The following is a 26039-nucleotide window of genomic DNA, read 5'->3' on the forward strand; positions in this document are numbered from 1 at the left end:
TTTCACATGTGCGGCCGATATCCCGCTATGTACGACAGCGTTGCTGACCTCCCGCTCGTCGTCGACTCGGTGACGACTGAGCGACGCGAACGCGACACGTCCAGCGGATTCGTCCGCGCGACCACCGTCATTACGCTCGCTGGCGAGGGCGAACGTGGCCGCGGCGAGGACGTGACCTACACCGCCGAGGCACACGACCCCGACCGCTGGGCCGACCTCTCCATGGACCTAACTGGCGAGTACACGCTGGATGCGTTCTCGTCGCTGCTGGCCGACACCGACCTCTTCTCGGAGGGGCCCGAACGGGACGTGTTCGAGAACTACCGCCGCTGGGGGTTCGAGAGTGCCGCCCTCGACCTGGCGCTCCGACAGGCCGACACGACGCTGTCTGCCCGGCTCGACCGGCAGGTTGACCCGGTCTCGTTCGTCGTCAGCACGCGCCTGAGCGACGCCGAGAGCGACGAGCCGCCGACTGCAGACCGCATCCACCGGTGGCTGGACGTCGACCCGGCGCTGACGTTCAAGACCGACCCGACGCCGGACTGGCCAGGCGAGGTCATCGACGAACTCGCCGCGACCGACGCCATCCGCATCCTCGATTTCAAGGGTCACTACGAGGGAACGGAGGTCGAGAACCCGGCCGACCCCGACCTCTACGAGCGGCTCTTGACGACCTTTCCCGACGCCGTCGTCGAGGACCCCGACCTCACCGAGGAGACTCGGGCGCTCTTCGACGGCGCCGAGTCGCGGGTCTCCTGGGACGCCCCGATTCACGGCATCGACGATATCGAGGCGTTGCCCTTCGAGCCGTCGTGGCTCAACATCAAGCCCTCCCGCTTCGGGAGCGTCGAGTCCCTGCTCGACACCATCGACTACTGCGCGGAACGCAACATCCAGCTGTACGGCGGTGGCCAGTTCGAACTCGACGTGGGACGCCGGCACATCCAGTTGCTGGCCAGTCTCTTCTATCCCGACGGGCCAAACGACGTTGCACCACCGGCGTACAACGATCCCGAACCGAGTCCGGACGTGCCGTCCAGTCCGCTCGCTGTCTCGGAAGTCGACGCTGGATTCGGGTGGGAGTAAGCAGGTGTCGACAGCACGCACGCGTCACTCCTCGGCCAGGTAGTCGTCCTGGACAGCGACGACGTCGCTCGAATCGGTACACTCGGCGTACCGTTCGAGCGGTTCCGCGTTCAGTTCGAGGAAGGTCGGCCCCCACGAGAACGTCGAGAGAATCTCCTCGGCCTGGTCGCGTTCACCGAGGATAGCGAGCGCGCCGGCAAACGCTTCGACAGTGTTGAGCTGAAATGCCGTCCCGTAGTTGATGGGGTTGGCGGCGACGAGAAAGGGCAGCGACCGGTGAACGCCGTCGAGGTCGAACGCCTCACGTTCTGCAGTCTCCCAGGAGCAATCCAGCGCGACGAGACGGTCGCCGACGCCGCCGGTCTCGTAGCGGTCGGCCGGCGAGAGCGCCCGCTCGGCGAAGGGATTGAGCACGAGTCCCGGCGGCGTCGCGCGCGCAGAGCGGTGTAACTCGACGTGGTCCAATCGCTCCAGTTTCCGGGCCGTGCACTTCTTCGGGTCGTCGTCGCCCTCGTACCGGACGTGTAGCTCCACACCCCACCTAGGTCGGCAGACGGACAAAAGCGAACCGCCACGCGACGCGCCGGTCGCTGAGAAAATGCCCCCAGTATTAAGTGCGCGTACGCAGATGTCAGGATAATGATTGCCGAAGGCGACGTCGCCCCGGAGTTTTCGCTGCCGGCAGTGGTCGACGGGGACCTCGAAGAGATTTCACTCGCCGACTACGTCGGCGACGACATCGTCATTCTGGCCTTCTATCCTGCCGATTTCAACCCGGCCTGTGGGACCGAGGAGACGGACTTAGACGAACTGGACCTCTTTACGATGCAGAAAGACGTCACGATTCTCGGTATCTCGGCCGACAGCGTCTACAGCCACCGCGCGTTCGCCGACGAGTACGACCTGCACATCCCCCTGCTCGCGGACGTCCACGGCGAGGTGGCCGCCGAATACGGTGTCACTGTCGACGACCCACACGCGGGGTATCTCACGAACCGCGCCGTGGTGGTCATCGACCCCGACGGCGAAGTCCAGTACGCCTGGCAAACCGAGGAGTTGCGACGGCTCCCGCCGGTCGACGAGGTGCGCGAGGCTGTCGACGACATCGGCGGCGATGGCACCGCAGAGGCCCGGTATCGCGTCGGCCACGCCCACTACGTCGAGGGACGGCGAGCGTTCACGAGCGGGATGCAGGGTTTCTCGGAGCGGGAGTGGATGATGGCACAGAACGATTTCACGCGAGCCAGAACCGAGTTCGAGGAGGCCGAAGACCAGTTCGACACCGCGGTCCGATTCTCCGAAGACGAGACGGCACAGACGTACTTCGAGCGCGCCGAACAGAAGGCACAGGCGCTCTGGCAGGCAGCCGAGTGGCTGGCCGACTCGGCGAGCGCCTACGCCAGCGGCGAAGGTGCCAAAGGAAAGCAGATGCGGACCGACGCCGAGACGCCGCTTGAGACGGCCCGCGACATCCCCGAGCCACCGGACCCCGACGATTTCCCACCGGAAGAAGACCCCGCCGACAGCGAACGCGACGACGAGACGCTCATCCCGACCGACGACCGGCCGACGCCGACCCTCGGGACCGACATCGACGGCACAGCCGAGACGCCAGAAGCCAAGGAGGTAGCCGACGAGATGGCAGGCGATGCCGCCAACACGACCGCGAGCGAAGAAACGGACACCGAGCCAGCCGACGCTGGCGAGGACACCACAGACGAGGCCGAAGACGACGACAGCGACGAGATAGACGACGAGGAACTCGAAGAGATTGCGGCCGAACTCGAAGAGCAGACAAAGCAGGCCAAGGCAAAGCGCCGGCGCGAAGCGCGCCAAGCCGACAACGAGTCAGACGAGTTCGACGGCGACGACCGCGACGAGCGAGAGGGCGAGGCGTCACCGACCGACGCTGACAGTGCGGAACAGCCAGACGCCGAGGACGTCGAGGGCGAACTCGACGAGGACGACATCGAACTCGACCTGGCAGACCCGACGGACGGAACCGCCACAGAAGCCGACGACCCGACCGAAGACGAAGATGACGAGGACGACGAAAACGACGAGAACGGAGACGGCAAGAACGGAAACGGCAGCGGCCTGGACAGTGGAAGCCACGGCGTCCCGGACTCACTGTGACGATGTCGGAAGACACCACACCGGACCGCTCGCCGCAGGCGGCCGCACACGCCTACTATCGCGGCCTCGACGAGGACGACTACGACCTGCTGGCAGACCTGCTCGCTCCTGATTTCGTCCACGATCGCCCCGATATGACCCTCGAAGGCAGAGAGCGGTTTATCGAATTTATGCGCGAGGAGCGGCCGGCAAGCGATACCACCCACCCCGTCGAGGGAGTCTACGAACAGGTCGACGGCGAGGACCTCATCGTCAGCGGACGGCTACTCGATGCCGACGGCGAGGCGATTACAGCGTTCGCAGACGAATTTACCTTCGAGGGAGAGAAGATAGCGAAGGTCCGAACGTTTACCGCGTAATCACTCTTTCTCGCCGGCACCGACCGCCGCCTCGCCGACGGGGTCGTGGCCCTCGATGACCTCCTGCCCGCCGAGATACGGCTGAAGTGCCTCTGGGACCGTGACAGTGCCGTCGTCGTTCTGGTAGTATTCGAGAATCGCGACCATCACGCGCGGGAGCGCCAGCCCGGAGGCGTTGAGCGTGTGCAGATACTCCGTCGACTCGTGGCGTTCGGGCCGGTAGCGAAGGCCAGCACGGCGCGCCTGGAACGCCTCGAAGTTCGATGCCGAGGAGACTTCGAGCCAGCGGCCGCCGACCTCGGGGCCGTGTTCCATGTCGTCGCCGGGCGCCCACACCTCGATGTCGAAGGTCTTCGCGGAGGCGAAGGTGAGGTCCCCGCCACAGAGTTTGACCACGCGATAGGGGAGGTCCAGTCGCCGGAGCACCTCCTCGGCCTCGTCGACGAGTGCGTCGAGTCGGTCGTCGCTGTCGTCGGGTTCGACGAAGTTGACGAGTTCGACCTTGTTGAACTGGTGGACCCGGACCATCCCGCGCGTTTCGGTGCCGTGTTCGCCGGCCTCCCGGCGGAAGTTGGGGGTGTACGCCTGGTGTTTGATCGGGAGGTCGTCTGTGAGCAGGATGTCGTCGCGGTACATGTTGGTGACCGGCACCTCCGCGGTGGGACAGAGCCAGAGGTCGTCGTCGTCGTAGTCGTCGTGTTCGCCGCCGCCGACGCGGTAGGCGTCCTCGTTGAACTTCGGGAGTTGGCCGGTCCCGCGCATCGACTCGGAGGTGACCGGAATCGGCGGGAACACCTCGGTGTACCCCTGCTCGCGATGCACGTCGCGCATGAACTGGATGAGCGCATGTTCCAGCCGTGCGCCGTCGCCTTTCAGGAAGTAAAAGCCCCCGCCGGCGACCTTCGCGCCGCGGTCGAAGTCGATAATCTCCAGGTCCTCGCCGAGGTCGTAGTGGGGCGTGACGTCTTCGGGCAGGTCGCGAGCGTCCTCGAAACCGACGCAGCGGACCTCCTTGTTGTCGGTCTCGTCGTCGCCCGGTGGCACGTCGTCCTGTGGGACGTTGGGCAGTTCGAGCAGGTGCTGGTCGAGTTTGGCTTCGAGTTCGTCGGCGCGCTCCTCTACGTCCTGAATCTCGGCTTTGAGTTCCGAGGAGCGCTCGATTGCTTCCTGGGCCTCTTCCTCTTTGCCCGCCTGTTTGAGTTCGCCGATCTCGCTCGAGACCTCGTTGCGCTGGTGGCGCAGGTCGTCGCCACGCGCTTTGAGGTCGCGCCACTCCTCGTCGATGTCGAGAATCGCGTCGAGGTCGGCGTCGCTGCCACGGAGGTCCAGCGCCGTGCGGACCTCCTCGGTGTGTTCGCGGAGGAACTGCCTCGATAACATGATGCCGGATTCTCGACGGAATGGCTAAACCGTGTCGCTCTTGCCCTGACACTGGCGGCTCGGCAGCCCGGCATCGAACGCGAAAAAGCGGCTACGGGTCGACTGACACGGTCTCGGTGGAGTATATCCAGGCGTGTTCGTTCAGCGGATCCGACAGCATGCCGACCGTCGAGTCCCCGACCGGATACTCGTCGTACACTGCTCTGATGCGGTCCAGAGAGACCGCAGTGTCGGTCGTCGGGGCCATATTACACCTGCCGGGCGGCTACCGCCCGATTCACTCCAGTCGAAGTCATACTACTATGTACACACTAGAGTTGCATATCGATTCCTGGCAACATACGCAAACGACTCCGACGAAGTCGTCTATCAGTCTAGACGATGTCCGAGACGGTCCGCAAGCGACCGTAGAAGCGCTCTCTCGTGGCCCCAAGCGCCAGCGTCACATGCGACAGTGTCCCACGATACCAGATAGGTGACGTGTCACCAGCAAACACGGATACCCGCCGAGCACGCCGAACCGCGCCAATCCCCGAGAATCAAGACCAGGGCGCGAGACGGTCCTGTATGTCGTTTCTGAACCGGCGCACCCTTTCCTATCTCGGGCTCGTAATCGCGACGACCGTCGTGTTGACCCTCGCCTACAGCTACGGGATGGCAGTGTGGGAGGGGCGGCCGCGCCCGCTCTACCAGTCGCTCGAAGTCGTCGTCCAGAGTTTCACCACGACCGGATACGGGGAAGACGCACCGTGGCAGAGCCCGCAGATGAACGCGCTGGTCATCCTGATGCAGTTTACCGGTATCGGGCTCATCCTCACGGCCGTCGACGTCTTCGCAGTGCCGTGGCTCCGCAGCGCGCTCTCGTCGGCAGCGCCAACGTCGACGCCCGAACGTGACGGCCACGTCGTCATCTGTTCGCACACACCGCGGACGGATGCCCTCGTCACGGAACTGGACGCCAGAGACCACTCGTACGTGCTCGTCGAGCCAGACGAAGAGCGGGCACAGAATCTCCACGAGGACAACTACGAGGTCATCCACGGCGACCCGGAGTCGACTGCCGTCCTCGAGGCCGCACACGTCGAGAAGGCGCGTGCGGTCGTCGCGGACAGCAGTGACGATACGAACGCGAGCATCGTCCTTTCGGTCCGAGCGGTCGCTCCGGACGTCCAGATGGTGACGCTGGTCGAAGACGCGGAACTGGCCCAGTATCACAGTGCCGCCGGTGCCGACGACGTGCTCTCCCCCCGACAGTTGCTCGGGCGGAGTCTGGCCGCCGAACTCCCGACAGCAGTGACCGCGAGCGTCGACGAAAGTGTCGTCATCGGCGAGGCGTTCGAACTCGTGGAGTTTGCAATCGAACCCGGCAGCGAACTCGCCAACCGGACGTTCGCGGCGGCGGACCTCCGCGAGCGGTTCGGCGTGAACGTCCTCGGGGCGTGGGTCGACGGGGACTTCGAGACGCCGGCCGACCCCGACACCGAACTGGAACCGGGGACGCGCCTGCTTGCGGCCGGCGACCCGGACCGACTGACCGCGCTCCGGGAGGCGACGGCGTCGACGGTCCGGCAACTCTCGCCCCAGCGTGTCATCCTCGCGGGCTACGGCGACTCCGGACAGGCCGCACACGACGCCCTGACCGACACCAGTTCGGAGGTGACAGTCCTCGACAGCGTCGAGAAAGGCGGTGTCGACGTGGTCGGGGACGCACGCGACCCCGAGGTCCTGCAGGCGGCCGGCATCGACGACGCCTCTGCGCTGTTGCTCATGGTCGGTGACGACACGGCTGCGACACTGTCGACGCTGATTGCCCGGCGACAGAACCCCGACGTGCGCGTCATCGTCCGGGCAAACGAGGAGGAAAACACCCAGAAGCTCCGCCGTGCAGGGGCCGACTACGTCCAGTCGCTGGCCACGATTAGCGGGCGGATGCTCGCCTCGACGGTGTTCGAAGACGAGGACGTGCTGTCCTACAGCAAACAGATAAACGTCGTCCGCCTGTCGGCAGGCAGTCTGGCGGGGTCGACCATCTCTGAGGCGGCAATCCGGTCGGAGACGGGGTGTACGGTCGTGGCAATCGTCCGGGACGGCGAAACGATTACGGAATTTGACCCCGACAGTTTCGAGTTCCAGGCGGGCGACGAGGCCGTCGTCGCCGGGACCGACGAGAGCACGACCGCATTCGAGACCGCGTTCGGGTCGTAGCCAGACTGCGAGCCACAGCACGCGAGGCCGAACGCTTTTGCCGGCCGGCAGTGCACTTCCGACATGGCACTTGGCGACCTCTACGAAGCGACTGCGGGCGACAGCACGGACCTCTACTACGTCGACACGGAGATGTACGACACGCCCGAGTACGGTGCAATCTACATCCTCGACGCGGAGCGCCCCGCGCTAATCGATACCGGCATCGGCCTGCGCTGGGAGACCATCGTCGACGCGATGGCCGAGGTCGGCATCGAACCCGACGACCTCGAAGTCATCGCACCGACACACGTCCACCTCGACCACGCGGGCGGCGCCGGCTATCTCGCCGAGGCTTGCCCGAACGCCGAGGTGTACATCCACGAAGTGGGTGCGGGACATCTCGCCGACCCCGGGCGGCTCTGGGAGGGGACCAAATCGGCCGTCGAGAGCCAGATCGAGTACTACGCCGAGCCGAAACCGGTTCCCGAGGAGCGCATCACGGAACTCACTGACGGCGACACAATCGACCTCGGTGACCACCAACTAGACGTTCATTACGCACCGGGCCACGCACCCCATCAGGCCGTCTACTACGACCCGGTCTGTGACGGCGTGTTCACCGCCGACGCCGCGGGCATCTGTACGCCCGCGACAAACGGTGTGCGACAGACGAGTCCGCCCCCGACCTTCGACCTTCCCCAAGTGCTCGCGGACGTGGAGATGCTCCAGGAACTCGACCCGTCGGCGCTGTACTACGGCCACTTCGGCGACTGGGAGGCTGACGACCGGCTGGCCGAGTACGCGACAGTCACCGAGGAGTGGGTTGCCGACATCGAGCGGGTCCGCGAGCGACTCGACGACGACGAGGCAGTCATCGAGTACTTCCAGGAGTCGACGGACGCAACGGAGGTGTGGGGCGAGCGGAAGGGCCGCGACGAGGAGCGGTTGAACGTCCGCGGCGTGCTCACGTATCTCGACCACCGCGATAAGTAGACAGAGGAGGTAGCGACGGCATGACTGTATTTATATGCCGCCCAGTCGTTCGACTTGACAGATGGAGGGCACACGGTGGCGGCAAACGAACTGATACTGCTCGTTGCAGGCATCATCGCGCTTGGCGTCATCGCGCAGTTGCTGGCGAGCAGATACGAGATGCCCAGCATCATCTTCTATCTCGCCGCCGGTATCGCACTGGGGCCCGAGGGAATCGGCTTTGTCACACCCGAGGCGTTCGGGCAAGGGCTCCCGACTATCGTCGGGCTCGCGGTCGCCATCATCGTCTTCGAGGGCGCCTTCCACCTGAAGATAGAGCGACTCCGTGAAGCACCTGCGGCCACGTTCCGACTCGTCACTGTCGGTGCGGCAATCGCACTCGTCGGGACGGCCACAGTCGCCCGGTTTACCATGGGCATCGACTGGGCGCTGGCGTTCCTCATCGGTGCGTTGCTGGTCGCCACCGGACCGACCGTCATCACGCCGATACTGAACGTCGTTCCGGTCCGGGACCACGTCGCGGCCGCCCTGGAGACGGAGGGAATCGTCAACGACGTCACGGCGGCAATTCTGGCGGTCGTGTTCTTCCAAGTCGTCAATCCGACGACGGCCGACAACGGACTCATCGCCGACTTCACCGCCCGACTGGGGACTGGCATCCTCGTCGGACTGGTCGTGGCCGGCATCGTCTACTATATGCTCCAGTACATCGACCTCTCGCCGGGTGCGGCACCACAGAACGCCCGCCTGCTCGTGCTGGCCGGCGCACTCGTCTCCTATGCCATCGCCAACGCGCAACTGGCCGAAGCCGGCGTCGCCGCGGCGGCGACCGCTGGCCTCGTCCTCGGGAACGCGGACATCCCCTACGAGCAGAACGTCACCGACTTCAAAGGCGACATCACGCTGCTCGTGCTCTCGTTCGTGTTCATCGCGCTGGCAGCGCTCCTGCGAGTTGACGTGTTGCTGGAACTTGCCATCCCGAAGTTGCTCGTCGTCGTCGCCGTCGCGCTGGTCCTCCGGCCACTGCTCGTGTTCGTCTCGACGACCGGCGGGCAGTTCTCGACGAACGAACGCGTACTCATGAGCGCCATCGGGCCGCGGGGTATCATCCCGGCCTCGGTGGCGACGCTGTTTGCCGTCGAACTCCGGGCACAGGCCAGCGAACTCCGGACCGAAGCGGAAGCCGTCGCGGGCCCGGAGTCGGCTGAACTACTGACAGAGGCAGCGGCGCTGTCGAATCAGGCCGACATCCTCGTCGGCACCGTCTTTCTGGTCATCCTCGTCACGGTCGTCTTCGAGGGTGGCCTCGCGCGCTACATCGCGGAATATCTGAATGTGATACCAATGCGAGTTATCATCGTCGGCGGTGGAACGGTGGGCCGTGCGCTCGCCGACCGCCTCCAAGACCGAGGAGAGAACGTCGTTCTGGTCGAAGAAGAAGAAGCCGAGGTAGAGGACGCAAGAAATGAAGGCTACACAGTCGAGTGGGGCGACGGGACGGACATGGACGTACTGCGTGGCGCCGGCGCCGAGAACGCAAAGACCATCGTCGCCGCGACCCGGAACGACGACACCAACCTGCTTGTCTCACAGCTGGTCAAATCGAAGTTCGACACCGAAAAGATAATCGCGCGGGCCAACGACCCCGACAACGTCGCGGCCTTCCAGGACCTCGGTGTCAACACGATTGACTCACCGATGGCGACGGCGTGGGCAATCGACAACCAGATAGAACGGCCCGCGCTCTCGGAGTGGATTACCGGCGTCGGCGGCACTGGTGACGTCCAAGAAATCGAGGTCAGAAACGAGGACATCGTCGGGAAATCAATCGAGGAGGTCGGCCCGATGTTGCCCCACGACTGCCTCGTGGCGCTCGTGAGTCGGAACGGAGAGACGATGGTTCCCACGGCAGATTACGTCGTCGAGCGCGGCGACAAACTCACCCTGCTCGGCCAGCACGACCCGGTTCGAGAAGGAATGGAACTCCTGCAAGGGTAACGAACCGCCTACACTTCGTCCGGGAGTCCGCTGTCGTCGGCCCACGGTGTCTCTTCGCCCTGGCCGTCGGTTTTGTACGTTCCGTGAGCCGTCGCGACGTGCGTGCCCGTCGCGTCGTGGACGTCGACGCGGGTCATCGCGAGATTCTTCCCGAACCGGACGACTTCGCCGTCGGCGACGAGGTCCGTCGTCGCCGGGGCGAGATAGTCCATCCGCATATCGACGGTCGGTGAGACGGCCTTCGACAGCGAGATGACCGCAGCGCCGCCGGCCATGTCGGCGAGTGCGTACGTCGCCCCGCCGTGGATAACGTCGCCGGTCGGGTTCGAGAGCAGGTCCTCGGAGAACTCGAGTCGTGCCTCGGCGTGGCCGTCGGCCGCCTCGGTCACCTCGATACCCAGCAACCCGAGAAACGGCGTCTGGTTGAGAAGTGCTACCAGGTCCATACCACAGCGAGCGGTTCCCGACGCATAAGCCTCGTCGAACAGTCGACAACGGGACAGGTGTGGTCGCAGGCGGCAGTGAGTCCGCTGGCACGCGACAGCGACAGCGGCGACCCATCAACCTGACACGCCAAAATGCGGGAGAAGTTCGGCCGCCGGCAGGTGGACACAGCAACGAGCACTGGGGCTGAAGCAGTGAATACAGGTGAGCCGGCGGTCCGAACCCCCCAGCCCTCTATTCGAAGCAGAACGTAAATACCACAGTTATTGCGCCCAATATTGCGCTAGAGTGTAGCCCATTCAGCCATAATTCTCTATAATTAGACCACGAATGTATGCTGTCAGGGGATTATAAACCAAGATTGTTGTTAAATATGACTTCCCACCGCAGTGCGGCTGTCGGTTTTGGCTGAGGGTCGCCCTCAGGCTAGCTCGAACTCGATTGCCGCACCCTGACCGAAGCCGACACACTCGGTCGCGAGACCGAGTTCGGCGTCGCGGCGCTGCATCTCGTGGAGCAGCGTCACGGGCAGGCGCGCGCCAGAGGCCCCCAGCGGGTGCCCGAGCGCGATTGCGCCGCCGTTGACGTTGAATATGTCGTCATCGAAGCCGAGTTCGTCCCGGCAGTACAGCGTCTGCGACGCGAAGGCCTCGTTCAGTTCCACGAGGTCGTACTCGTCGGTGCTTCGGCCGGTGCGCTCGGAGAGCTGGCGGACGGCCGGAACCGGGCCGACGCCCATGATAGTCGGGTCAACACCCGCGACCTGGTGGTTGCCCACCTCGGCCATGATGTCGAGGCCGTGGTCCTCCGCGTACGCGCGACTCGTCACGGCGAGGGCCGCTGCGCCGTCGGTCGTCTGGGAGGCGTTGCCCGGCGTGACCGTCCCCTCGGATTTGAACACCGTGGGCAGACCGGCCATCTTCTCCATGCTGGTGTCATAGCGGATGCCCTCGTCTCTCTCGACGGTGCCGTCCTCGGTCTCGATGGGGACGATTTCCTCGGCGAAATCGCCCGACTCGGTTGCCTCAGCGGCCCGGTCGTGGCTCCGGAGGGCGTACTCGTCCTGGGCTTCCCGGGAGATGTCGAACTTCTCGGCGACCTTCTCGGCGGTCATCCCCATCTGGAGTTCCCCGACGTTGTAGTACTCGTTGAGACGCGGGTGAACCTTGTGCGTGTTCTCGCCCATCTTCACGCGGCTCATCGATTCGACGCCACCAGCGATGAGAACGTCGCGCTGGCCGGCGGCGATGGCGTCGGCCGCGCGCATCACCGACTCGGCGGAGGACGCACACCAGCGGTTGATAGTGCTGGCGGGCACCGACTCGCCCAGGTCGGACATCAGCGCGATGACGCGTGCGACGTTGTTGCCCTGCTCGCCGCGTTGCTGGGCACACCCCCACAGGAGGTCGTCGACGTCTTCGCCGGCGATACCGGTGCTGTCGAGAATCTCGTTGATGAGCGGAATCGAGAGGTCCTCGCTGCGTACGTCGGCGAACGCGCCGTCTTCCTTGCCAAGCGGTGTCCGCAGTGCTTCGACGATGACTGGTTGTGCCATGTCACCGACAACGACCGCATCCCTGTTAAACGCTCACAAACCGAAAGCGAGAGAACTGGAGTTTTCGCCACCCATCGATAAGTCGGCCGGGGACGTAGTCGTTGTATGAGCGACCCAGACATCGTCGTCCTCCGGCGGGGAGTTCACGGCCGACCGATCGAATCGTACGTCGACGCGATCCGCGAGCGACTGCCCGACAGAGACGTGCGACTGGCGCGAACGCCCGACGAAGAGCGCGAACTCGTCGCCTCTGCGCCGGTCGTCACGGGGCTCAAGATGGACGAGGAGTTGCTCGCCGCCGCCGAGGAGTTACAGCTCTTTGCCTGTCTGTACGCCGGGACCGGACACCTCCCGCTCGCTGCCTTCGAGGAGCGGGACGTTGCCGTCACGAACGCCTCGGGCGTCCACGGCCCGAACATCGCGGAGTACGTCGTCGGGTCGCTGCTCACCTTCGCTCGCGGGCTCCACCGGGGCTGGGAGCAGACACAGCGCCGTGAGTGGCGCCACTACCAGACACGGGAACTCAAGGGGAGCACGGTCACGGTCGTCGGCCTTGGTGCCATCGGGGAGACGGTCGTCGACCGCCTGGCCACCTTTGACGTCGAGACCGTCGGCGTCCGGTACACCCCCGAGAAGGGCGGGCCGACCGACGAGGTCGTCGGCTTCGAGGAGATTCACGAGGCGTGTGCGCGAACGGACTATCTGGTGTTGGCCTGTCCGCTGACCGACGCCACGGAGCATCTCGTCGACCAGTCGGTGTTCGAGACGCTCCCGCCGGAAGCAGTGCTCGTCAACGTCGCGCGCGGCCCAGTCGTCGACACTGACGCGCTCGTGTCCGCACTCCGTGGCAACGACATCCGCGGGGCCGCGCTGGACGTGAGCGACCCCGAGCCGCTGCCGGAAGACCACCCGCTGTGGACGCTGTCGAACGTCCTCGTCACGCCGCACAACTCCGGTGACACGCCCGAGTACTACCAGCGCGTTGCGGACATCCTCGCTGAGAACATAGCACGGCGGGACCGCGGCGAAAAACTGCGCAACCGCGCGGTCTGAGCCGGCACGGACGGGCCACGCGGAGTGCCATCGGCGGGTGACATTGGGGCTCCGGCAAGGGATTTCGAGTGACTTATACTCCTCGCGGGGTAATCTTGGTGGGAATGAACGACCCGGAGTTTGCCGTCGTCGAGTTCGTGTTGACGGCCAACGTCTACAGCGAAGACAAGACACTGGAGCCGGACGACCTGCCGCCGTCGTATCGCGCCGCCTTCTACAGCGATGGACGTATCGAACGGCCGCTCACCCCGACGCTCGAGACGGCCACCGACGCGACGGGCGTCGAGAATCCGTGGAACGTCGTCTCGGGACTGATGTTCACCGACAAGGACGACTTCGACGGTTCGCTCACCTTCACCGACCGCGGGATGGCAGAAGAGTGGTTCCGCGACCGGGCCGACGCCGACCGCGTCCAGGAAAATCCCGTCCTCACCAAGTACTTCGAAGGCGAGATAGAGGAGGCAAGCTACGAGACCGCGCGCCAGCAGAACCGACCGTCACGCGCCGACCGCGCGGTCATCGACGACCTCCTCGCCGAGTACTTCGACGAGGACGAAGAAGGGGAGATGCTCGACCTCGTGGACGTTCGCGCGCCCTCGGAAATCGAGATGACCCTCGACGACATCGTCCTCACGGGAGACCAGGAAAACGAGATTCTCAAAATCGTCAAGGCCATCAAACACCGGGAGTATCTCGCCTCTATTGGACTCCGCGAAATCGGGAAGCTCCTCTTTGTCGGCCCGCCGGGCACGGGGAAGACGACGGTCGCTCGCGCGCTCGCCCGCAAACTCGACCTCCCATTCGTCGAGGTCAAACTCTCGATGATTACCAGCCAGTATCTCGGCGAGACGGCCAAAAACGTCGAGAAGACCTTCGAGGTCGCCAAACGGCTCTCGCCGTGTATCCTCTTTATCGACGAGTTCGACTTCGTCGCCAAAACCCGGTCGAGCGACGAACACGCGGCTATCAAGCGCGCGGTCAACACCCTGCTCAAGAGTATCGACGAGGTCTCGCTCGTGCAAGACGAAGTGCTTCTCATCGGCGCGACCAACCACCCCGACCAGCTGGACGCCGCCGCGTGGCGTCGCTTCGACGAAATCGTCAACTTCCCCAAGCCCGACCGCAACATGCGCTCGGACATCCTCGAAATCGTCACTCGCGAGATGGACATCCTCGATTTCGACCCGGCCGCGCTAGCGGAGATTACCGAGGGGCTGACCGGCAGCGACCTCCGGCTGGTACTCCGGGAAGCGGTTCTGGACGCGCTGACCGAAGAGCGAACGACGCTGACTCAGCAGGACCTCCTCGACGCCGTCGAGGACTTCGAGGAGCGTGACACGCTGAAGAACATGGACATGATAGAGGGCGACCACGACGCGCTGGTCGCTGGCGGCGACCTCGGTGGCGGCAGCGACGGTCACGACCACGACCACTGAGACGGTCGCTGGAACGGCACTCAGAACGTGACGATTTCGTACTCGTCGGCGACCAGCGAGCGGATGCTCGGGTGGCCGTCGTTTGCCGTGAGCCGGTCGAGCCCGGCAGATGCGACGGCGTTTTCGACGCCGTGGGCGTTCGCACAGTATCCACAGACGGCCACCGCGTCCCGGACGACCGTATAGAGGTCGTGATACTCGTACTCCTCGGATTCGAGAATCGGAATCCACTGAGTACCGGCTCCGTCGAAGACGAGTTTGACCTCGTCGCCGGCCTCGATGAACTCCTTCGTGGCGACCATCGCGTTGATGACACGCCCGGCGTCCGAGGAGTCGTCGGTCCCCGCGTACACGACGAGTGCAGCCTTCGTCATACCCACACGAGGGGCGACAGCGACAAATAACCGCCGTCGACGGCGGATTTCGAGTCGGGCCATTTAGGCGCTGTCGGCCCCAGCGTCGACGTGATGGAGGTCACGCTACTCGGGACGGGCGACACCACCGGAACGCCGACGGTCGGCTGTGACTGTGAGACGTGTACCGAGGCACGGAACCGGGGCGTCGAACGCACCCGGTTTTCGGTCCACATCTACAACGAGCGGACCGGCGAGTCGCTCCTGGTCGACGCCAGCCCGGACTTTCGCCAGCAGTTTCTCCGCGAGGACCTCTCCGTTCCCGACGCTGTCGTCGTCACCCACATCCACTTCGACCACCTCCACGGCCTGGGTAACATCTTCCGGCTGACCCGGTCGCTGCCGGTCCACGCCGCAGACGAGACGGACCCCAAGACCGACGAGAGCGTCGCCGAGACGGTTCGGCGACAGTACGATTATCTCGCCGCGCTCGACGTCTCCGGGGAGACGCCACTGGAGCCGTTCGAAGCGGCTGGCTTCGAGTGTCGACTCGTCCCCGTCGACCACCCGCCGCTGGTCTGTTACGGGCTGGTCGTCGAAGACCCCGAAACGGAGACGAAACTGTCGATTACCGGCGATACGACCTACGACGTTCCGGCCCAATCGCGAGATGCGCTCCGCGACCCGGACCTGTTGATTGCTGACGGCATCGTCCACGCCGGCTTCTGTGAGCAACACTCCAGAGGGGGCAAGCACCACGACAGCGACGGTGTCCCGCGGACATTCGGGACGAAACACATGACCTTCGAAGGTGCGCGGACGCTTGCCGACGACCTGAACGCCGACCGCCACCGGCTGGTCCACGTCTCGCATTTTGTCCCGGCCGAGCGGGCCTTCGGCGAGGACCTGGCCGTCGACGGCGAGCGGTTCCAGCTGTAAGCGGCGGACCGACAGGGGTTTGCGTACCCCCTAACACGTACCGGTATGGAGCGTACACGACTGAAGCGACTGCTGTTGCCAGCGATGGTCGCATTGCTCGTCGCGACGGCAGGCTGTAGCGCCCTGCCCGGCGGCGATAGCGAGGCAGCCGGCTACGACGTTGCCGGCTCGGAACTGGACGGCCAGACGATAACTGACACGACGACCGATGCCGTCGAGGACGCGGGGTCCTTTACCATCGAGACGGACTCGTCGGTCACCACGAGTCAGGGCGGCGCGGAACAGACGGGGTTGTCAACTATCCAGGTCGACCTCGACGACGACCGTGGCATCCGAAACCAGACACAGAGTTACTCGACCGAGAACCAGACCCGGGAACAGATTTCGGTCGTGTACACGGACGGTAGTACCTCCTACCGCAAACAGACCAGCCAGGGCGAGACCACCTACGACCAGCAGGAAGGGCCACAACAGAGCATCACCGGCATCCGGCCGGTCAACACCACCGCCTTCACGCAAAACTACACCAGCATCGTCGACGGCTTCTCCTGGGAGCAAGACGGGAGCGGCGAAGTCGACGGCGTCGCAGTCACCGAGTACTCGCTGACCGGCGAGCCGGACAAAGACGTCCTCAACCTCCCGGAGAACGCCACCGTCGAGGACGCGAGCGGAGCGCTGTACATCGACAGCGACGGCGTCCTCCGACAGGCAGACATCGCGTACACAGTCACGACAGAACGGGGAACGACGAGTATCGACGCGACGACGACGCTCACCGACGTGGGGTCGACGAGCGTCGAGGAGCCCGGCTGGCTCTCAGAAGTCTCCTAAGCGCGGTCAGCCACCGATAGACCCACATTGATTTGGGACTGAGTGTATTTCTATGGGACCCATCCCACAGTGTATGGAGCAGTCCGACGACATCATCGGCCAGTATCCTGTCCTGGCGCCGGGTCTCATCCTCGGCGTCGCGGCGGCCGCCTACGCCGTCGTCTCCTTCGTGATGCGCCAGACGGTCGACCCCCTCGAAGTCGGGTTGTTTGCTGTCGTCTTCGCCGTCGTGTACGTCGGCTTTGCCGTCTACGCCGACAGTATCGAGTCGGCCGTCGGCTCGAACTAGTCGTCGACGTAGCGGTCCAGTCCGCTCTGGCGACGGGTTCGACCGGCGGGGTCTGGCTCCCACGGCGTTCGCGCGGCGCGGAGACTGTCGCCAGTCCCAGCCGGCGGGTCGGCCGGGTCGTGGCCCGCACACCTGGGTCCACAGTCGGTCGCCGGCCGGACAATTTGGTCTTTGTACGGACAGTACGGGAGTCCGTCGTCGTCGGGCGCAATGTGAGCACAGTCGGGCAACTCGAACGTTCGCCAGCCCTTGCCGTAGGCACGCTCGGCGACCCGGCGGCGGGCGCGTGCTTTCTCCGCGGCGGTCGCGACCCGGATTTCGGTCCGCGCGCTGTCGCGTGCGACGATTTCGATGCCGGCGTCGTCGGTCGCCAGTGGCTCGGCCGCTCGAATCACGGTCCGCTCGCCAGTCTCGGGGTCGAAGCGCCAGACACCGACGGCCTCGGGGATGCGGTTCAGGTGCGCGCCGGTGACGTGTGACTCGGTCGCGAGGACGACTTCGTCGACCAGCGCGAGTGTGACGTCGGTCAGCAGTTGCGTTTCGAGCGCGCCGGGCCGACCGAGGTCGGGTTTGTTCTCGATGCCGACGATGCGGTCGAACCAGTCGTCGGGGTAGCGAGTCGTCTGTCGGACGTACGTTCGGCCGGCGCGGCGCTCGCGCTCGAAAAAGCCAACGTCGACGGCCCACTCGACGAGCGAGCGCGCACGGTCGGGGTGACAGTCGAAGGCGTCCTTCCAGAAGCGGGCCGAGCCGGGACCCACGTCGCTCTCGATTGCCGGCGGCGGGATGCGCTCGCTGGTGATGGCGGCCCGTTCGTCGAAGCCCGGGCCGGGCTCGACGAGGAGCGTATCGAGGATGCGCCGGTCGTGGACCGCGGTGCCGAGCTGGCGGCTGACGATGGCATCGCGGTCCCGTTCGAGGCGGGCACAGAGTGCCAGCTCGAAGGCGAACTCGGACACGCCCCAGCGTAGGGAGCGGTCGTATAAAAAGCCGTCAGGGCGTGCGCTCGCCGGCCTCGATGGTCGTCTCCAGCCAGTTTTCCTCGGGCGGGAGCGGACAGGAGAACGTCTCGCTGTAGGCACAGAACGGGGAGTACGCGATGTTGAAATCGATGGTGACGACGTCGCCGTCTTCGAGCGTCCGGTCGGGTTCCAGTTCCATGTAGCGACCGCCGTGGTAGGTCTGTTGCCCGGTCGTCTTGTCACGGAAGGGGACGAAGATGGTGTCGCCATCGTCGGTCTCTTGCTGGTAGCCCGCGAGTTCGTAGGATTCGCCGCCGAGGTCGAACGCGAAGGTCACGACACGGAGATAGCGGACGGTGCGGTCGTCGCTGGTGTCCAGCTCGATTGCCTCGGGGTCGTCGTGGACGGAGACGGTCGCCTCGACGCGATACGTCGGGTCGGGCTCGAAGTAATCCAGGCCGTCGAAGTCGTCGCGGTCTTCGGGCGGGATGGGCGACTGGCGGTGCTCGGCGAGAAAGCGGTCTTTTTCCTCGCGGTTTGCGCGCAGACGCTCGGCCCACTCGTCGGATTCGGTCATAGCCGCCCTAGCAGCGCGGGGGGTATCAGTCCGGCGGCTGGCGGGCATCGCGGGCCGCGAAAAACCGCAAACAGTAGGTTTATCACCGGCAGGGGGCGAACCACTACCAGGATTACTGTCGAGATGACAGCGAACAAGCAACCGGAGGTAAACATCGGGCTCGTCGGCCACGTCGACCACGGGAAGACGACTCTCGTGCAGGCGTTGAGCGGCCAGTGGACGGACCAGCACTCAGAGGAGATGAAGCGCGGAATCTCCATCCGTCTTGGCTACGCCGACGCAACCTTCCGACACTGTCCGGATATGGACGAACCGGAGCGGTACACCGTCGACGAAGAGTGTCCGGACGGCTCAGAAAGTGAGCTGCTCCGGACGGTCTCCTTCGTGGACGCACCCGGCCACGAGACGCTCATGGCCACCATGCTGTCGGGTGCCGCCATCATGGACGGTGCCGTGCTCGTCATCTCGGCGAGCGAACCGGTACCGCAAGCACAGACCGAAGAACACCTGATGGCGCTGGACATCATCGGCATCGAGAACATCGTCATCGCCCAGAACAAGGTCGACCTCGTCGACCGCGAGCAGGCCGAGGCGAACTACGAGCAGATTCAGGACTTCGTCGAAGGCACCGTCGCCGAAGGGGCACCAATCGTCCCCATCAGCGCCCAGCAGGAGGTCAACATGGACCTCCTCATGCAGGCCATCGAGGAGGAGATTCCGACGCCGGAGCGGGACCCCGACGCCGACGCGGAGATGCTCGTCGCGCGTTCGTTCGACATCAACCGTCCGGGCACGACCTGGGAGGACCTCGCTGGTGGCGTCCTCGGCGGGTCGCTCGTCGCGGGCGAACTCGAACCCGACGACGACATCGAACTCAAACCCGGCCGAGAGGTCGAGGAGGGTGGCCAGACCGAGTGGCAACCCGTCGAGACCACCGTCCGGTCGCTGCAGGCAGGCGGCAACCCGGTCGAGACGGCCACGCCCGGCGGACTGCTGGGTGTCGGGACGGGACTGGACCCCGCCATCACGAAAGGTGACGCACTCGCGGGACAGGTCGCTGGCCCGCCGGGCACGCTGCCGCCGGTCCACGAGCAGTTCACGATGGACGTGGAACTGCTGGACCGAATCGTCGGCGCGGACGCAGAGGAAGAGGAAGTCGACGAGATTTCGACCGGCGAACCGCTGATGCTCACCGTGGGCACGGCGACGACGGTCGGGTCGGTCACGAGCGCTCGCTCGGGCGAGTGTGAGGTGGCGCTGAAACGGCCCGTCTGCGCCGAGCCGGGCGTCAAAATCGCCATCAACCGTCGCGTCGGCGCGCGCTGGCGACTCATCGGCTTCGGGACGCTCCGGGAATGAGCGTCGTGCTGGACACGAACGCGCTGATGATGCCCGTCGAATGTAACGTTCGGGTGTTCGAGGAACTCGACAGACTTCTCGGGACGCCCGACCGCGTGACACCGCGGGCGGTCGTCGACGAACTCGCCAAACTCGCAGACGGCACAGGCGAGGCGGCGACAGCAGCCAGCGTCGGGCTGGACCTCGTCGAGCGGGTCCGTGTCCAGAAGACGACGGCGACATACGCAGACGACGCCGTCATCGAGGTGGCACAGGCAGGCGACGTGACACACGTCGTGACGAACGACAAACCCCTACAACAGCGTCTGCGCGACGCGGACGTAACAGTAATTAGTTTACGGGGGAAGAACAAACTCGGCATCACTAACTAATGTACAAACGGGTCACACTACGCGATACGGTCGAGGTTCCGCCAAAGCACCTAGCGGACGTGACGCCCGACCTCGTCAAGAACCTGCTCCAGGACAAACTGGAGGGGCGCGTCGACGAGGACGTGGGGTCTGTGGTATCGGTCATCGAAGTCAAAGACATCGGCGACGGCGCGGTCCTGCCAGGGAAAGAGGGCGTCTACTTCGAAGCGGAGTTCGACGCGGTCACCTTCGACCCGCAGATGCAGGAAGTCGTCGACGGCGAGGTCGTCGAAGTGGTCAACTTCGGTGCGTTCGTCGGTATCGGTCCCGTCGACGGACTGTTGCACGTCTCCCAGATTTCCGACGAGTATCTCGCCTACGACGAGGAAGGGCAGGCACTGGCCTCCCGCGAATCGAACCGGACGCTGGGCGTCGGCGACAGCGTGCGCACGCGCATCGTCACCAAGAGCATCGACGAGCGCAACCCGCGCGACTCGAAAATCGGCCTCACCGCAAAACAGGTCGGACTGGGCAAGCACGGCTGGCTGAAAGAGGAACGCGAGAAGCGCCAGGCCAGCGCGGACGGTGAGTGACCATGGCAGACAGACTCGTCTGCCGTGAGTGTCACCGCGTGCAGGAATCGGCCGAGACCGACTCCTGTGAGTCCTGTGGCTCCACCTCGCTGACCGAGGACTGGGCGGGCTACGTCGTCATCACCCACCCCGAGGAAAGCGAGATTGCCGCCGAGATGGGCGTCACCGAACCGGGACAGTACGCACTGAAGGTCCGCTAACGTGACAGAGGCAGTCGTCAAGCTCCAGGCAGCGTTGCGCCCGGAACTCAAAGAGCCGATGGGCCCCGTTTACACCGACACCGACGAACTGCTGGCGACGGCCCAGGTTCCGATTATCACCGTCGGCGACATGGTCACCTATCACTTGCTGGAAGCCGACCGTGTCCCCGACGTCGCGCTGGTCGACGAGCACACCGAGCGCACGGCCGTCGAAGACAGCATCGTCGACGCCTTCGAGGGGTTCGACCGCGAGGTCACGGTGGCGAATCCAGCCGCCACGCTGACCGCGGAGCTACTGACGACACTGCAGACAGCAATCGAGCGAGCAAGTGAAGAGACGACGCTCATCGTCGTCGACGGCGAGGAAGACCTGGCGACGCTGCCGGCACTGGTCGCGGCTCCGACCGGTGCGAGCGTCGTGTATGGCCAACCCGGCGAGGGAATGGTTCACGTCGAAGTGACCCGGACGTCGACCGACCGCGCACGGGACCTCCTCTCGCAGATGGACGGCGAGCAGCGACGACTCTGGTCGGTCCTCTCGAGTGGCGAGTAGCGCGGCGGCCCTGCACGTTACTGTGGCCGCGGGACGCTGATGTTTTGCAGATAGCCGCCACACGTACAGAGGCGTCCATCCGGGTCCTCGACGCGCTCCCCGCAATCGAGACACTCGTAGAGCGGTGCCTGATCCGGTGCCGGGTCTTTCTCTCTCATCCCACCATGAAGTACGGTGACAGTACGCAAGAAGTTTGTGATTGTTTAACAAGTCGGCTCAGGCGCGGCGCAAGACGAGCACGTACCGGGTCAGCGAGCGGTGGACCTGCCGGTCGAAGGCGGCCTCAGTCGTCCAGCCGACCTCGTGGGCCGGCTGTGCCCACGGCCGGTCACCGACGATGACACATCGTGGCGCGACCCGGTGGGCTTCCCGCAGAGCATCGAGGACGAGGCTGTTGATTTCCCCCTCAATTTTCGACTGGCGACCGTAGGGGGCGTCGAAGACGACAGCGTCGACGCCGTCGTCGGGGACGGGAAGCGACCGCGCATCGCCACGGACCACGTCCCACTCGCCGTCGAGACCAGCCGAGAGGTTCTCATGCGTGCCCCGGACCATCTTCTCCTGTGCGTCCAAGCCGAGCGCGCGCGCACCGACGAGCCCCGCTTCGAGCAAAATCCCGCCGGTTCCACACATCGGGTCCAGCACCGTCGCGTCCGGGCGCGCCCCGGCCATGTTGACGAGTGCGCGCGCCAACAGCGGGTCCATGCTCCCGGGCTGGAAGAAGGGACGGTCGGTGGGTCTGCGGTCGCCGAAATCACGGACGCTCTCGGCGACGAGCCAGCCCACTGCACAGGTGCCCTCGGCAAAGAGCACGCGGAGTTCGTGGTCGGGGTCCTCGAGGTCGACAGTGTGCCCGCGGTCGACGAGTAGCTGTCCGAGTTCCCGCTCGGCTCGCTGGGTGTCGACGCCGGTCTGGCCGCGGACGTCCTCGGCGCGGACGGCGACGCTCCCGGTGCGCTGAATCGTCGTCGCCTCGAGCAACGCGTGTGCGCTGTCGACGTCCGGGTCACACTGTCCGAGGAGTTCGCTCGCCGCATGGGTGTACGCGAGCGTCCGAATCCGGTCTGTGACACCGCGTGCAGTCGCCAGTCCCGGCGCGACGACTGTCACGTCCGAAGCCGCGCTCTCGGCCTCGAAGGCCGCAAACTCGTCGTCCTGTCCACCGAGTTCGAGAACGTACACATGCTGTCTGACGAGGGCACGAGTATCAGCGTATCGGTCACCGCGCCCGCGCCCCGGTCTGCCGACTGGACCGGCCGTTCCCGGCAACATTCGCTTAAAAATGCGGCAAGCGTCGCCGTCACGCCGGCCGAACGTCAGGGAGTTGACGGCCCAGAGCCGCCAGCGGTCGTCCCCGTGCCACGAACCTTTATATGCTTTAAATACGACGTTTAAGTCGAGTCATGGTTGACCCAAAGGAGACCATCAACATCGAAAACGTCGTCGCCTCGACTGGAATCGGGCAGGAGCTCGACCTCCAGAGCGTGGCGATGGATCTTGAAGGGGCCGATTACGACCCGGAGCAGTTCCCCGGCCTCGTCTATCGGACACAGGAGCCCAAATCGGCGGCACTCATCTTCCGCTCGGGGAAAATCGTCTGCACCGGTGCCAAAAGCACCGACGACGTCCACGAGAGCCTCCGCATCGTCTTCGACAAGCTCCGCGAACTGAACATCGAGGTCGACGAGGAGCCGGAAATCATCGTCCAGAACATCGTCACCTCCGCGGACCTGGGCCGTAATCTCAATCTCAACGCTATCGCAATCGGGCTCGGACTGGAGAACATCGAGTACGAACCCGAGCAGTTCCCCGGGCTGGTCTACCGACTGGACGACCCGGACGTGGTGGCGCTGCTCTTTGGTTCGGGCAAACTCGTCATCACCGGCGGGAAAAAGCCCGACGACGCGCGGGAAGCCGTCGACAAAATCGTCTCGCGGCTCGAAGACCTCGGTCTGCTGGAGTAAGCGACTGCGGCCTTCTCCAGAACATAGCCTACAAGATAGCGCCAGCCCAAGCAATCGTATGCTCCTCCAGTCTTCGGTGGACATCACGGGCGGTGGACTGCTCGCGCTCTTTGTCACCTTCCTGCTGGCGACGCTGTTTTACGCCATCACGCTCCACCTGGCGGCGACGTTTTTCATCGGTGACGTCCCCAGCCAACGCGCCGCGACCGTCGCGCCCGTCCCCGCCATCGTGAGCCTCCTGCTCCAGCAGTACGGCCTCGGTGGCGACATCGTCTCCCCCGGTGTCGGCGTCCTCATCACTATCGGTGCGACGCTGCTCGCCGACGCCATCGCCATCAGTTTCGTCTACCGGCTGAAGTGGTCCTCGGCGATTCCGCTCACGCTGTTGCACTTTACCTTCGCCGCCGTCCTCGGCGTCTCGCTTGGCAACATCTTCGGCATCCTCTAGAGGCGCAGTGCCAGCGCGAACGCACCGACGGTGTTGAGCTGAAACGCCGCCCCGTCACACCGCGTCGTAGTCGACGTGATACTGCCGGTCGTCGCCGTCGATTGGGTTCACGGCACTGGCCTCGTAGAAGCGAATTTCGCGTTCCTGTTTGGTCCGGACGGGAAAGTCGTAGTGGTCGGCCTCGTATGCCAGGTCGTCGCCGTCTGCCCGGCGCTCGGTGACAAACTCGCGGTGTGCGTCGAGGCGGTCGGCGATGACTGCCCGGGAGATGTCGGGCACGTCAGCGATACGGTCGTCGAAGTGTGCCAGAAACTCCTCGTCGAGTTCACATCCCACGGAGTCGCGGCCGGCGACCATCGCCGCGAGCGTCGTCGTCCCCGTGCCCCAGAAGGGGTCGAGGACGGTGTCGCCGTAGACGGAGTACATGTTGATGAGGCGGTACGGAATCTCGAGGGGGTAGGCGGCCGCGCGGTCGCGCAACTCCTCGGCGGCGAGGTCCTGCACGCGGCCGCGCACCTCCGTCCACAGGTCGGTGAACCACCGATTTCGCTCCTCCCAGAAGAAGGCACTCTCGTAGCGGTGGGCGGCGCCGGGTTCGAACGACCGCCGTGCACCCTTCCGGAAGACAAGCACGTACTCGTGTTCGAGCGTGACGTAGGCGTTCGGCGGGACCATCCCCGACCCCATGAACTTCGCGGCGCTGTTGGTCGGTTTGTGCCAGAGAACGTCCGGCAACGGGTCGAATCCCATTCCCTCGAAGGTATCTGTGATGCGGGCGTGGTTGGGGTAGACGCGAAAGCGACCGTCGACCTTCCGCGTGGCGTCGCCGACGTTGATACAGGCGATGCCGCCGGGGACGAGCACGCGGTCGAGTTCCGCCCACACCGCATCGAGCGCGTCGTGCATCGCGTCGAAGGCCGCCTGGCCGTTTCCGGCATCGAGCGCGCTGCCCGCATCCGGTGCAAGCGTCGCAAAGAGGTTGTCCCACATCTCTATCATCGGATAGGGTGGGGAGGTGACGACCAGGTCGACGGACTCGTCAGGGACGGAGAGGTCCCGCGCGTCGCCGATAGTGACACGATGGGTCGTTTCGAGCGTGTCGTCGCCAGCGGGCGCGCTGTCGTCGCCGGCCATCACTCGACGAGGCGCTCGATTTCGGTCACGAGGATGTCGCTCGCACCCATCTCCTTGAGGTCGCTGATGGTCTCGAAAACGCGGCTCTCCTCGACGACGGCGTGGACCGCGACCATCTCGCCGCCGGCGATGTCCATCACCGTCGGCCCGCCCATCCCCGGAATCACGTCTTTGACGTCCTGTAGCTGCTCCTCGGGGACGTTCATCATCAGATAGCGTTTGTCCTCTGCCGAGAGCACCGACGCGAGCGCGGTGGTCACCTGCTGGACTTTCTCGTTGTCTTTCGTGTCGGGGCGGGCAAAGAGTCGGACGGAGGAGTCGAGCACCTCGTCGACGATACCGAGTCGGTTCATCCGCAACGTCGTCCCGGTGGAGGTGATATCGACGATTGCGTCGGCGATGTCGACGTGTGGCGTCAGTTCCGTCGCACCTGAGACTTCCGCGATGTCGACGTCAACGGCCTTGTCCGCGAAGTAGTTGCGAGTGATGTTCGGGAACTCGGTGGCAACGGTGCCGCCGTCGAGGTCGGCGACCGTTTCGATGTCCCCCTCCTCGGGCGAGGCCAGCACGAGTCGGCAGGAACCGTAGCCGAGGTCGAGCAGGTCCACGAGTCCAGTTTCCGATTCCTGTTCCTGGTCGTAGCCGGTGATGCCGATGTCGGCGGCGCCGTCGGCGACGTACTCGGGAATGTCCGCAGCGCGGGCAAAGAGGACGGTCACGTCGGGGTCGACGGTGTCGGCGTAGAGTTTGCGGTCGGCCCCATCGACGAGGTGGAGGCCGGCACGCTCCAGCAAATCGAGTGTCGGGTCGTGGAGACGGCCCTTGTTGGGCACGGCAATGCGCATACTGGCAGGTCACAC

30 protein-coding genes are annotated in these 26039 nt (G+C 64.9%); 18 read left to right on the forward strand and 12 right to left on the reverse strand.

The annotated features are described in order from the left end of the window. The first annotated feature begins 27 nt into the window (after positions 1 to 27). Positions 28 to 1086 carry a hypothetical protein gene (locus QYL91_RS03470; RefSeq protein ID WP_302081987.1) on the forward strand — a complete coding sequence of 353 codons (1059 nt, stop codon included), beginning with the start codon at positions 28 to 30 and terminating at the stop codon, positions 1084 to 1086. A 24-nt stretch (positions 1087 to 1110) separates the two neighbouring features. On the opposite strand, the gene QYL91_RS03475 is transcribed toward QYL91_RS03470, so the two are convergent. After that, on the reverse strand, positions 1111 to 1620 hold the full coding sequence (locus QYL91_RS03475; RefSeq protein ID WP_302081988.1) for a DUF367 family protein: 510 nt from the start codon (positions 1618 to 1620) through the stop codon (positions 1111 to 1113). A 105-nt stretch (positions 1621 to 1725) separates the two neighbouring features. Here QYL91_RS03475 and QYL91_RS03480 point away from each other — a divergent pair, with 105 nt between their 5' ends. Beyond that, complete coding sequence (locus QYL91_RS03480; RefSeq protein WP_302081989.1) at positions 1726 to 3222, forward strand: redoxin domain-containing protein; 1497 nt, start codon at positions 1726 to 1728, stop codon at positions 3220 to 3222. A 2-nt stretch (positions 3223 to 3224) separates the two neighbouring features. Next, positions 3225 to 3581: a nuclear transport factor 2 family protein gene (locus tag QYL91_RS03485; RefSeq protein WP_302081990.1), complete on the forward strand. Its 357-nt coding sequence runs from the start codon at positions 3225 to 3227 to the stop codon at positions 3579 to 3581. Here the strand turns inward: QYL91_RS03485 and serS are convergent, their stop codons facing one another. Both serS and QYL91_RS03495 read right to left on the reverse strand, forming a co-directional pair. Then, positions 3582 to 4961: a serine--tRNA ligase gene (serS, locus tag QYL91_RS03490; protein ID WP_302081991.1), complete on the reverse strand. Its 1380-nt coding sequence runs from the start codon at positions 4959 to 4961 to the stop codon at positions 3582 to 3584. A 91-nt stretch (positions 4962 to 5052) separates the two neighbouring features. Continuing rightward, positions 5053 to 5208: a hypothetical protein gene (locus QYL91_RS03495; RefSeq protein WP_302081992.1), complete on the reverse strand. Its 156-nt coding sequence runs from the start codon at positions 5206 to 5208 to the stop codon at positions 5053 to 5055. Between the two features lie 320 nt (positions 5209 to 5528). Here QYL91_RS03495 and QYL91_RS03500 point away from each other — a divergent pair, with 320 nt between their 5' ends. From QYL91_RS03500 to QYL91_RS03510, 3 genes are all read left to right on the forward strand, one after another. After that, positions 5529 to 7166: a potassium channel family protein gene (locus QYL91_RS03500; protein ID WP_302081993.1), complete on the forward strand. Its 1638-nt coding sequence runs from the start codon at positions 5529 to 5531 to the stop codon at positions 7164 to 7166. A gap of 63 nt (positions 7167 to 7229) precedes the next feature. Beyond that, on the forward strand, positions 7230 to 8141 hold the full coding sequence (locus QYL91_RS03505) for an MBL fold metallo-hydrolase (RefSeq protein ID WP_302081994.1): 912 nt from the start codon (positions 7230 to 7232) through the stop codon (positions 8139 to 8141). A 75-nt stretch (positions 8142 to 8216) separates the two neighbouring features. Then, on the forward strand, positions 8217 to 10139 hold the full coding sequence (locus tag QYL91_RS03510; protein WP_302081995.1) for a cation:proton antiporter domain-containing protein: 1923 nt from the start codon (positions 8217 to 8219) through the stop codon (positions 10137 to 10139). Positions 10140 to 10147: 8 nt separating this feature from the next. Here QYL91_RS03510 and QYL91_RS03515 read toward each other — a convergent pair whose 3' ends face one another. Continuing rightward, positions 10148 to 10585 carry a PaaI family thioesterase gene (locus QYL91_RS03515; RefSeq protein ID WP_302081996.1) on the reverse strand — a complete coding sequence of 146 codons (438 nt, stop codon included), beginning with the start codon at positions 10583 to 10585 and terminating at the stop codon, positions 10148 to 10150. Positions 10586 to 11004: 419 nt separating this feature from the next. After that, positions 11005 to 12138 carry a thiolase family protein gene (locus QYL91_RS03520; protein ID WP_302081997.1) on the reverse strand — a complete coding sequence of 378 codons (1134 nt, stop codon included), beginning with the start codon at positions 12136 to 12138 and terminating at the stop codon, positions 11005 to 11007. 105 nt (positions 12139 to 12243) lie between these two features. On the opposite strand from QYL91_RS03520, the gene QYL91_RS03525 reads away from it, so the two are divergent. Continuing rightward, positions 12244 to 13191, forward strand: coding sequence for a D-2-hydroxyacid dehydrogenase (locus QYL91_RS03525; RefSeq protein WP_302081998.1), 948 nt, complete (start codon positions 12244 to 12246; stop codon positions 13189 to 13191). A 104-nt stretch (positions 13192 to 13295) separates the two neighbouring features. Then, on the forward strand, positions 13296 to 14627 hold the full coding sequence (locus QYL91_RS03530; RefSeq protein ID WP_302081999.1) for an ATP-binding protein: 1332 nt from the start codon (positions 13296 to 13298) through the stop codon (positions 14625 to 14627). A 20-nt stretch (positions 14628 to 14647) separates the two neighbouring features. On the opposite strand, the gene QYL91_RS03535 is transcribed toward QYL91_RS03530, so the two are convergent. Next, positions 14648 to 15001 (reverse strand): hypothetical protein, encoded by a 354-nt coding sequence (locus tag QYL91_RS03535; RefSeq protein ID WP_302082000.1) that lies wholly within the window; start codon positions 14999 to 15001, stop codon positions 14648 to 14650. Between the two features lie 93 nt (positions 15002 to 15094). Between QYL91_RS03535 and QYL91_RS03540 the strand changes: the two genes are divergently transcribed. The 3 genes from QYL91_RS03540 to QYL91_RS03550 all read left to right on the forward strand — a co-directional run bounded on the left by QYL91_RS03540 (position 15095) and on the right by QYL91_RS03550 (position 17039). Further along, positions 15095 to 15919, forward strand: coding sequence for an MBL fold metallo-hydrolase (locus QYL91_RS03540; RefSeq protein ID WP_302082001.1), 825 nt, complete (start codon positions 15095 to 15097; stop codon positions 15917 to 15919). A gap of 45 nt (positions 15920 to 15964) precedes the next feature. Beyond that, positions 15965 to 16750, forward strand: a complete 786-nt coding sequence (locus QYL91_RS03545; protein WP_302082002.1) for a DUF7537 family lipoprotein — start codon at positions 15965 to 15967, stop codon at positions 16748 to 16750. Between the two features lie 73 nt (positions 16751 to 16823). Then, on the forward strand, positions 16824 to 17039 hold the full coding sequence (locus tag QYL91_RS03550) for a hypothetical protein (RefSeq protein ID WP_302082003.1): 216 nt from the start codon (positions 16824 to 16826) through the stop codon (positions 17037 to 17039). Here the strand turns inward: QYL91_RS03550 and QYL91_RS03555 are convergent. Both QYL91_RS03555 and QYL91_RS03560 read right to left on the reverse strand, forming a co-directional pair. Next, complete coding sequence (locus QYL91_RS03555; RefSeq protein WP_302082004.1) at positions 17036 to 17998, reverse strand: DUF5787 family protein; 963 nt, start codon at positions 17996 to 17998, stop codon at positions 17036 to 17038. The two genes, QYL91_RS03550 and QYL91_RS03555, sit on opposite strands and share 4 nt — an antisense overlap. Positions 17999 to 18032: 34 nt before the next feature. After that, positions 18033 to 18578 carry a DUF1684 domain-containing protein gene (locus QYL91_RS03560; RefSeq protein WP_302082005.1) on the reverse strand — a complete coding sequence of 182 codons (546 nt, stop codon included), beginning with the start codon at positions 18576 to 18578 and terminating at the stop codon, positions 18033 to 18035. 123 nt (positions 18579 to 18701) lie between these two features. On the opposite strand from QYL91_RS03560, the gene QYL91_RS03565 reads away from it, so the two are divergent. From QYL91_RS03565 to QYL91_RS03585, 5 genes are read left to right on the forward strand one after another with little or no spacing between them, the layout of a single operon-like run. Next, a complete protein-coding gene (locus tag QYL91_RS03565; RefSeq protein ID WP_302082006.1) occupies positions 18702 to 19937 on the forward strand; it encodes a translation initiation factor IF-2 subunit gamma in 1236 nt (411 codons plus the stop codon). Further along, on the forward strand, positions 19934 to 20308 hold the full coding sequence (locus tag QYL91_RS03570; protein WP_302082007.1) for a PIN domain-containing protein: 375 nt from the start codon (positions 19934 to 19936) through the stop codon (positions 20306 to 20308). Before QYL91_RS03565 ends, QYL91_RS03570 begins: the two co-directional genes overlap by 4 nt. Beyond that, positions 20308 to 20880: a DNA-directed RNA polymerase gene (locus tag QYL91_RS03575; protein WP_302082008.1), complete on the forward strand. Its 573-nt coding sequence runs from the start codon at positions 20308 to 20310 to the stop codon at positions 20878 to 20880. Before QYL91_RS03570 ends, QYL91_RS03575 begins: the two co-directional genes overlap by 1 nt. Before the next feature lie 2 nt (positions 20881 to 20882). Then, complete coding sequence (gene spt4, locus QYL91_RS03580; RefSeq protein ID WP_302082009.1) at positions 20883 to 21080, forward strand: transcription elongation factor subunit Spt4; 198 nt, start codon at positions 20883 to 20885, stop codon at positions 21078 to 21080. Between the two features lies 1 nt (position 21081). Beyond that, positions 21082 to 21633, forward strand: a complete 552-nt coding sequence (locus QYL91_RS03585; protein WP_302082010.1) for a GTP-dependent dephospho-CoA kinase family protein — start codon at positions 21082 to 21084, stop codon at positions 21631 to 21633. A 17-nt stretch (positions 21634 to 21650) separates the two neighbouring features. On the opposite strand, the gene QYL91_RS03590 is transcribed toward QYL91_RS03585, so the two are convergent. Further along, positions 21651 to 21791: a rubrerythrin-like domain-containing protein gene (locus QYL91_RS03590; RefSeq protein ID WP_302082011.1), complete on the reverse strand. Its 141-nt coding sequence runs from the start codon at positions 21789 to 21791 to the stop codon at positions 21651 to 21653. A 58-nt stretch (positions 21792 to 21849) separates the two neighbouring features. Further along, on the reverse strand, positions 21850 to 22815 hold the full coding sequence (locus QYL91_RS03595; protein ID WP_302082012.1) for a methyltransferase domain-containing protein: 966 nt from the start codon (positions 22813 to 22815) through the stop codon (positions 21850 to 21852). 221 nt (positions 22816 to 23036) lie between these two features. Here QYL91_RS03595 and QYL91_RS03600 point away from each other — a divergent pair, with 221 nt between their 5' ends. Further along, positions 23037 to 23597: a TATA-box-binding protein gene (locus QYL91_RS03600; RefSeq protein ID WP_302082013.1), complete on the forward strand. Its 561-nt coding sequence runs from the start codon at positions 23037 to 23039 to the stop codon at positions 23595 to 23597. A 58-nt stretch (positions 23598 to 23655) separates the two neighbouring features. Next, complete coding sequence (locus QYL91_RS03605) at positions 23656 to 24045, forward strand: DUF7473 family protein (protein ID WP_302082014.1); 390 nt, start codon at positions 23656 to 23658, stop codon at positions 24043 to 24045. A gap of 54 nt (positions 24046 to 24099) precedes the next feature. Here QYL91_RS03605 and QYL91_RS03610 read toward each other — a convergent pair whose 3' ends face one another. Further along, positions 24100 to 25179, reverse strand: a complete 1080-nt coding sequence (locus tag QYL91_RS03610) for a DNA-methyltransferase (protein WP_302082015.1) — start codon at positions 25177 to 25179, stop codon at positions 24100 to 24102. Further along, positions 25179 to 26024, reverse strand: coding sequence for an ATP phosphoribosyltransferase (gene hisG, locus QYL91_RS03615; RefSeq protein WP_302082016.1), 846 nt, complete (start codon positions 26022 to 26024; stop codon positions 25179 to 25181). Before hisG ends, QYL91_RS03610 begins: the two co-directional genes overlap by 1 nt. Positions 26025 to 26039 lie beyond the last annotated feature (15 nt).

It is taken from the genome of Salinibaculum rarum, from assembly GCF_030505615.1.
GTDB classification, from domain to species: Archaea; Halobacteriota; Halobacteria; order Halobacteriales; family Haloarculaceae; genus Salinibaculum; species Salinibaculum rarum.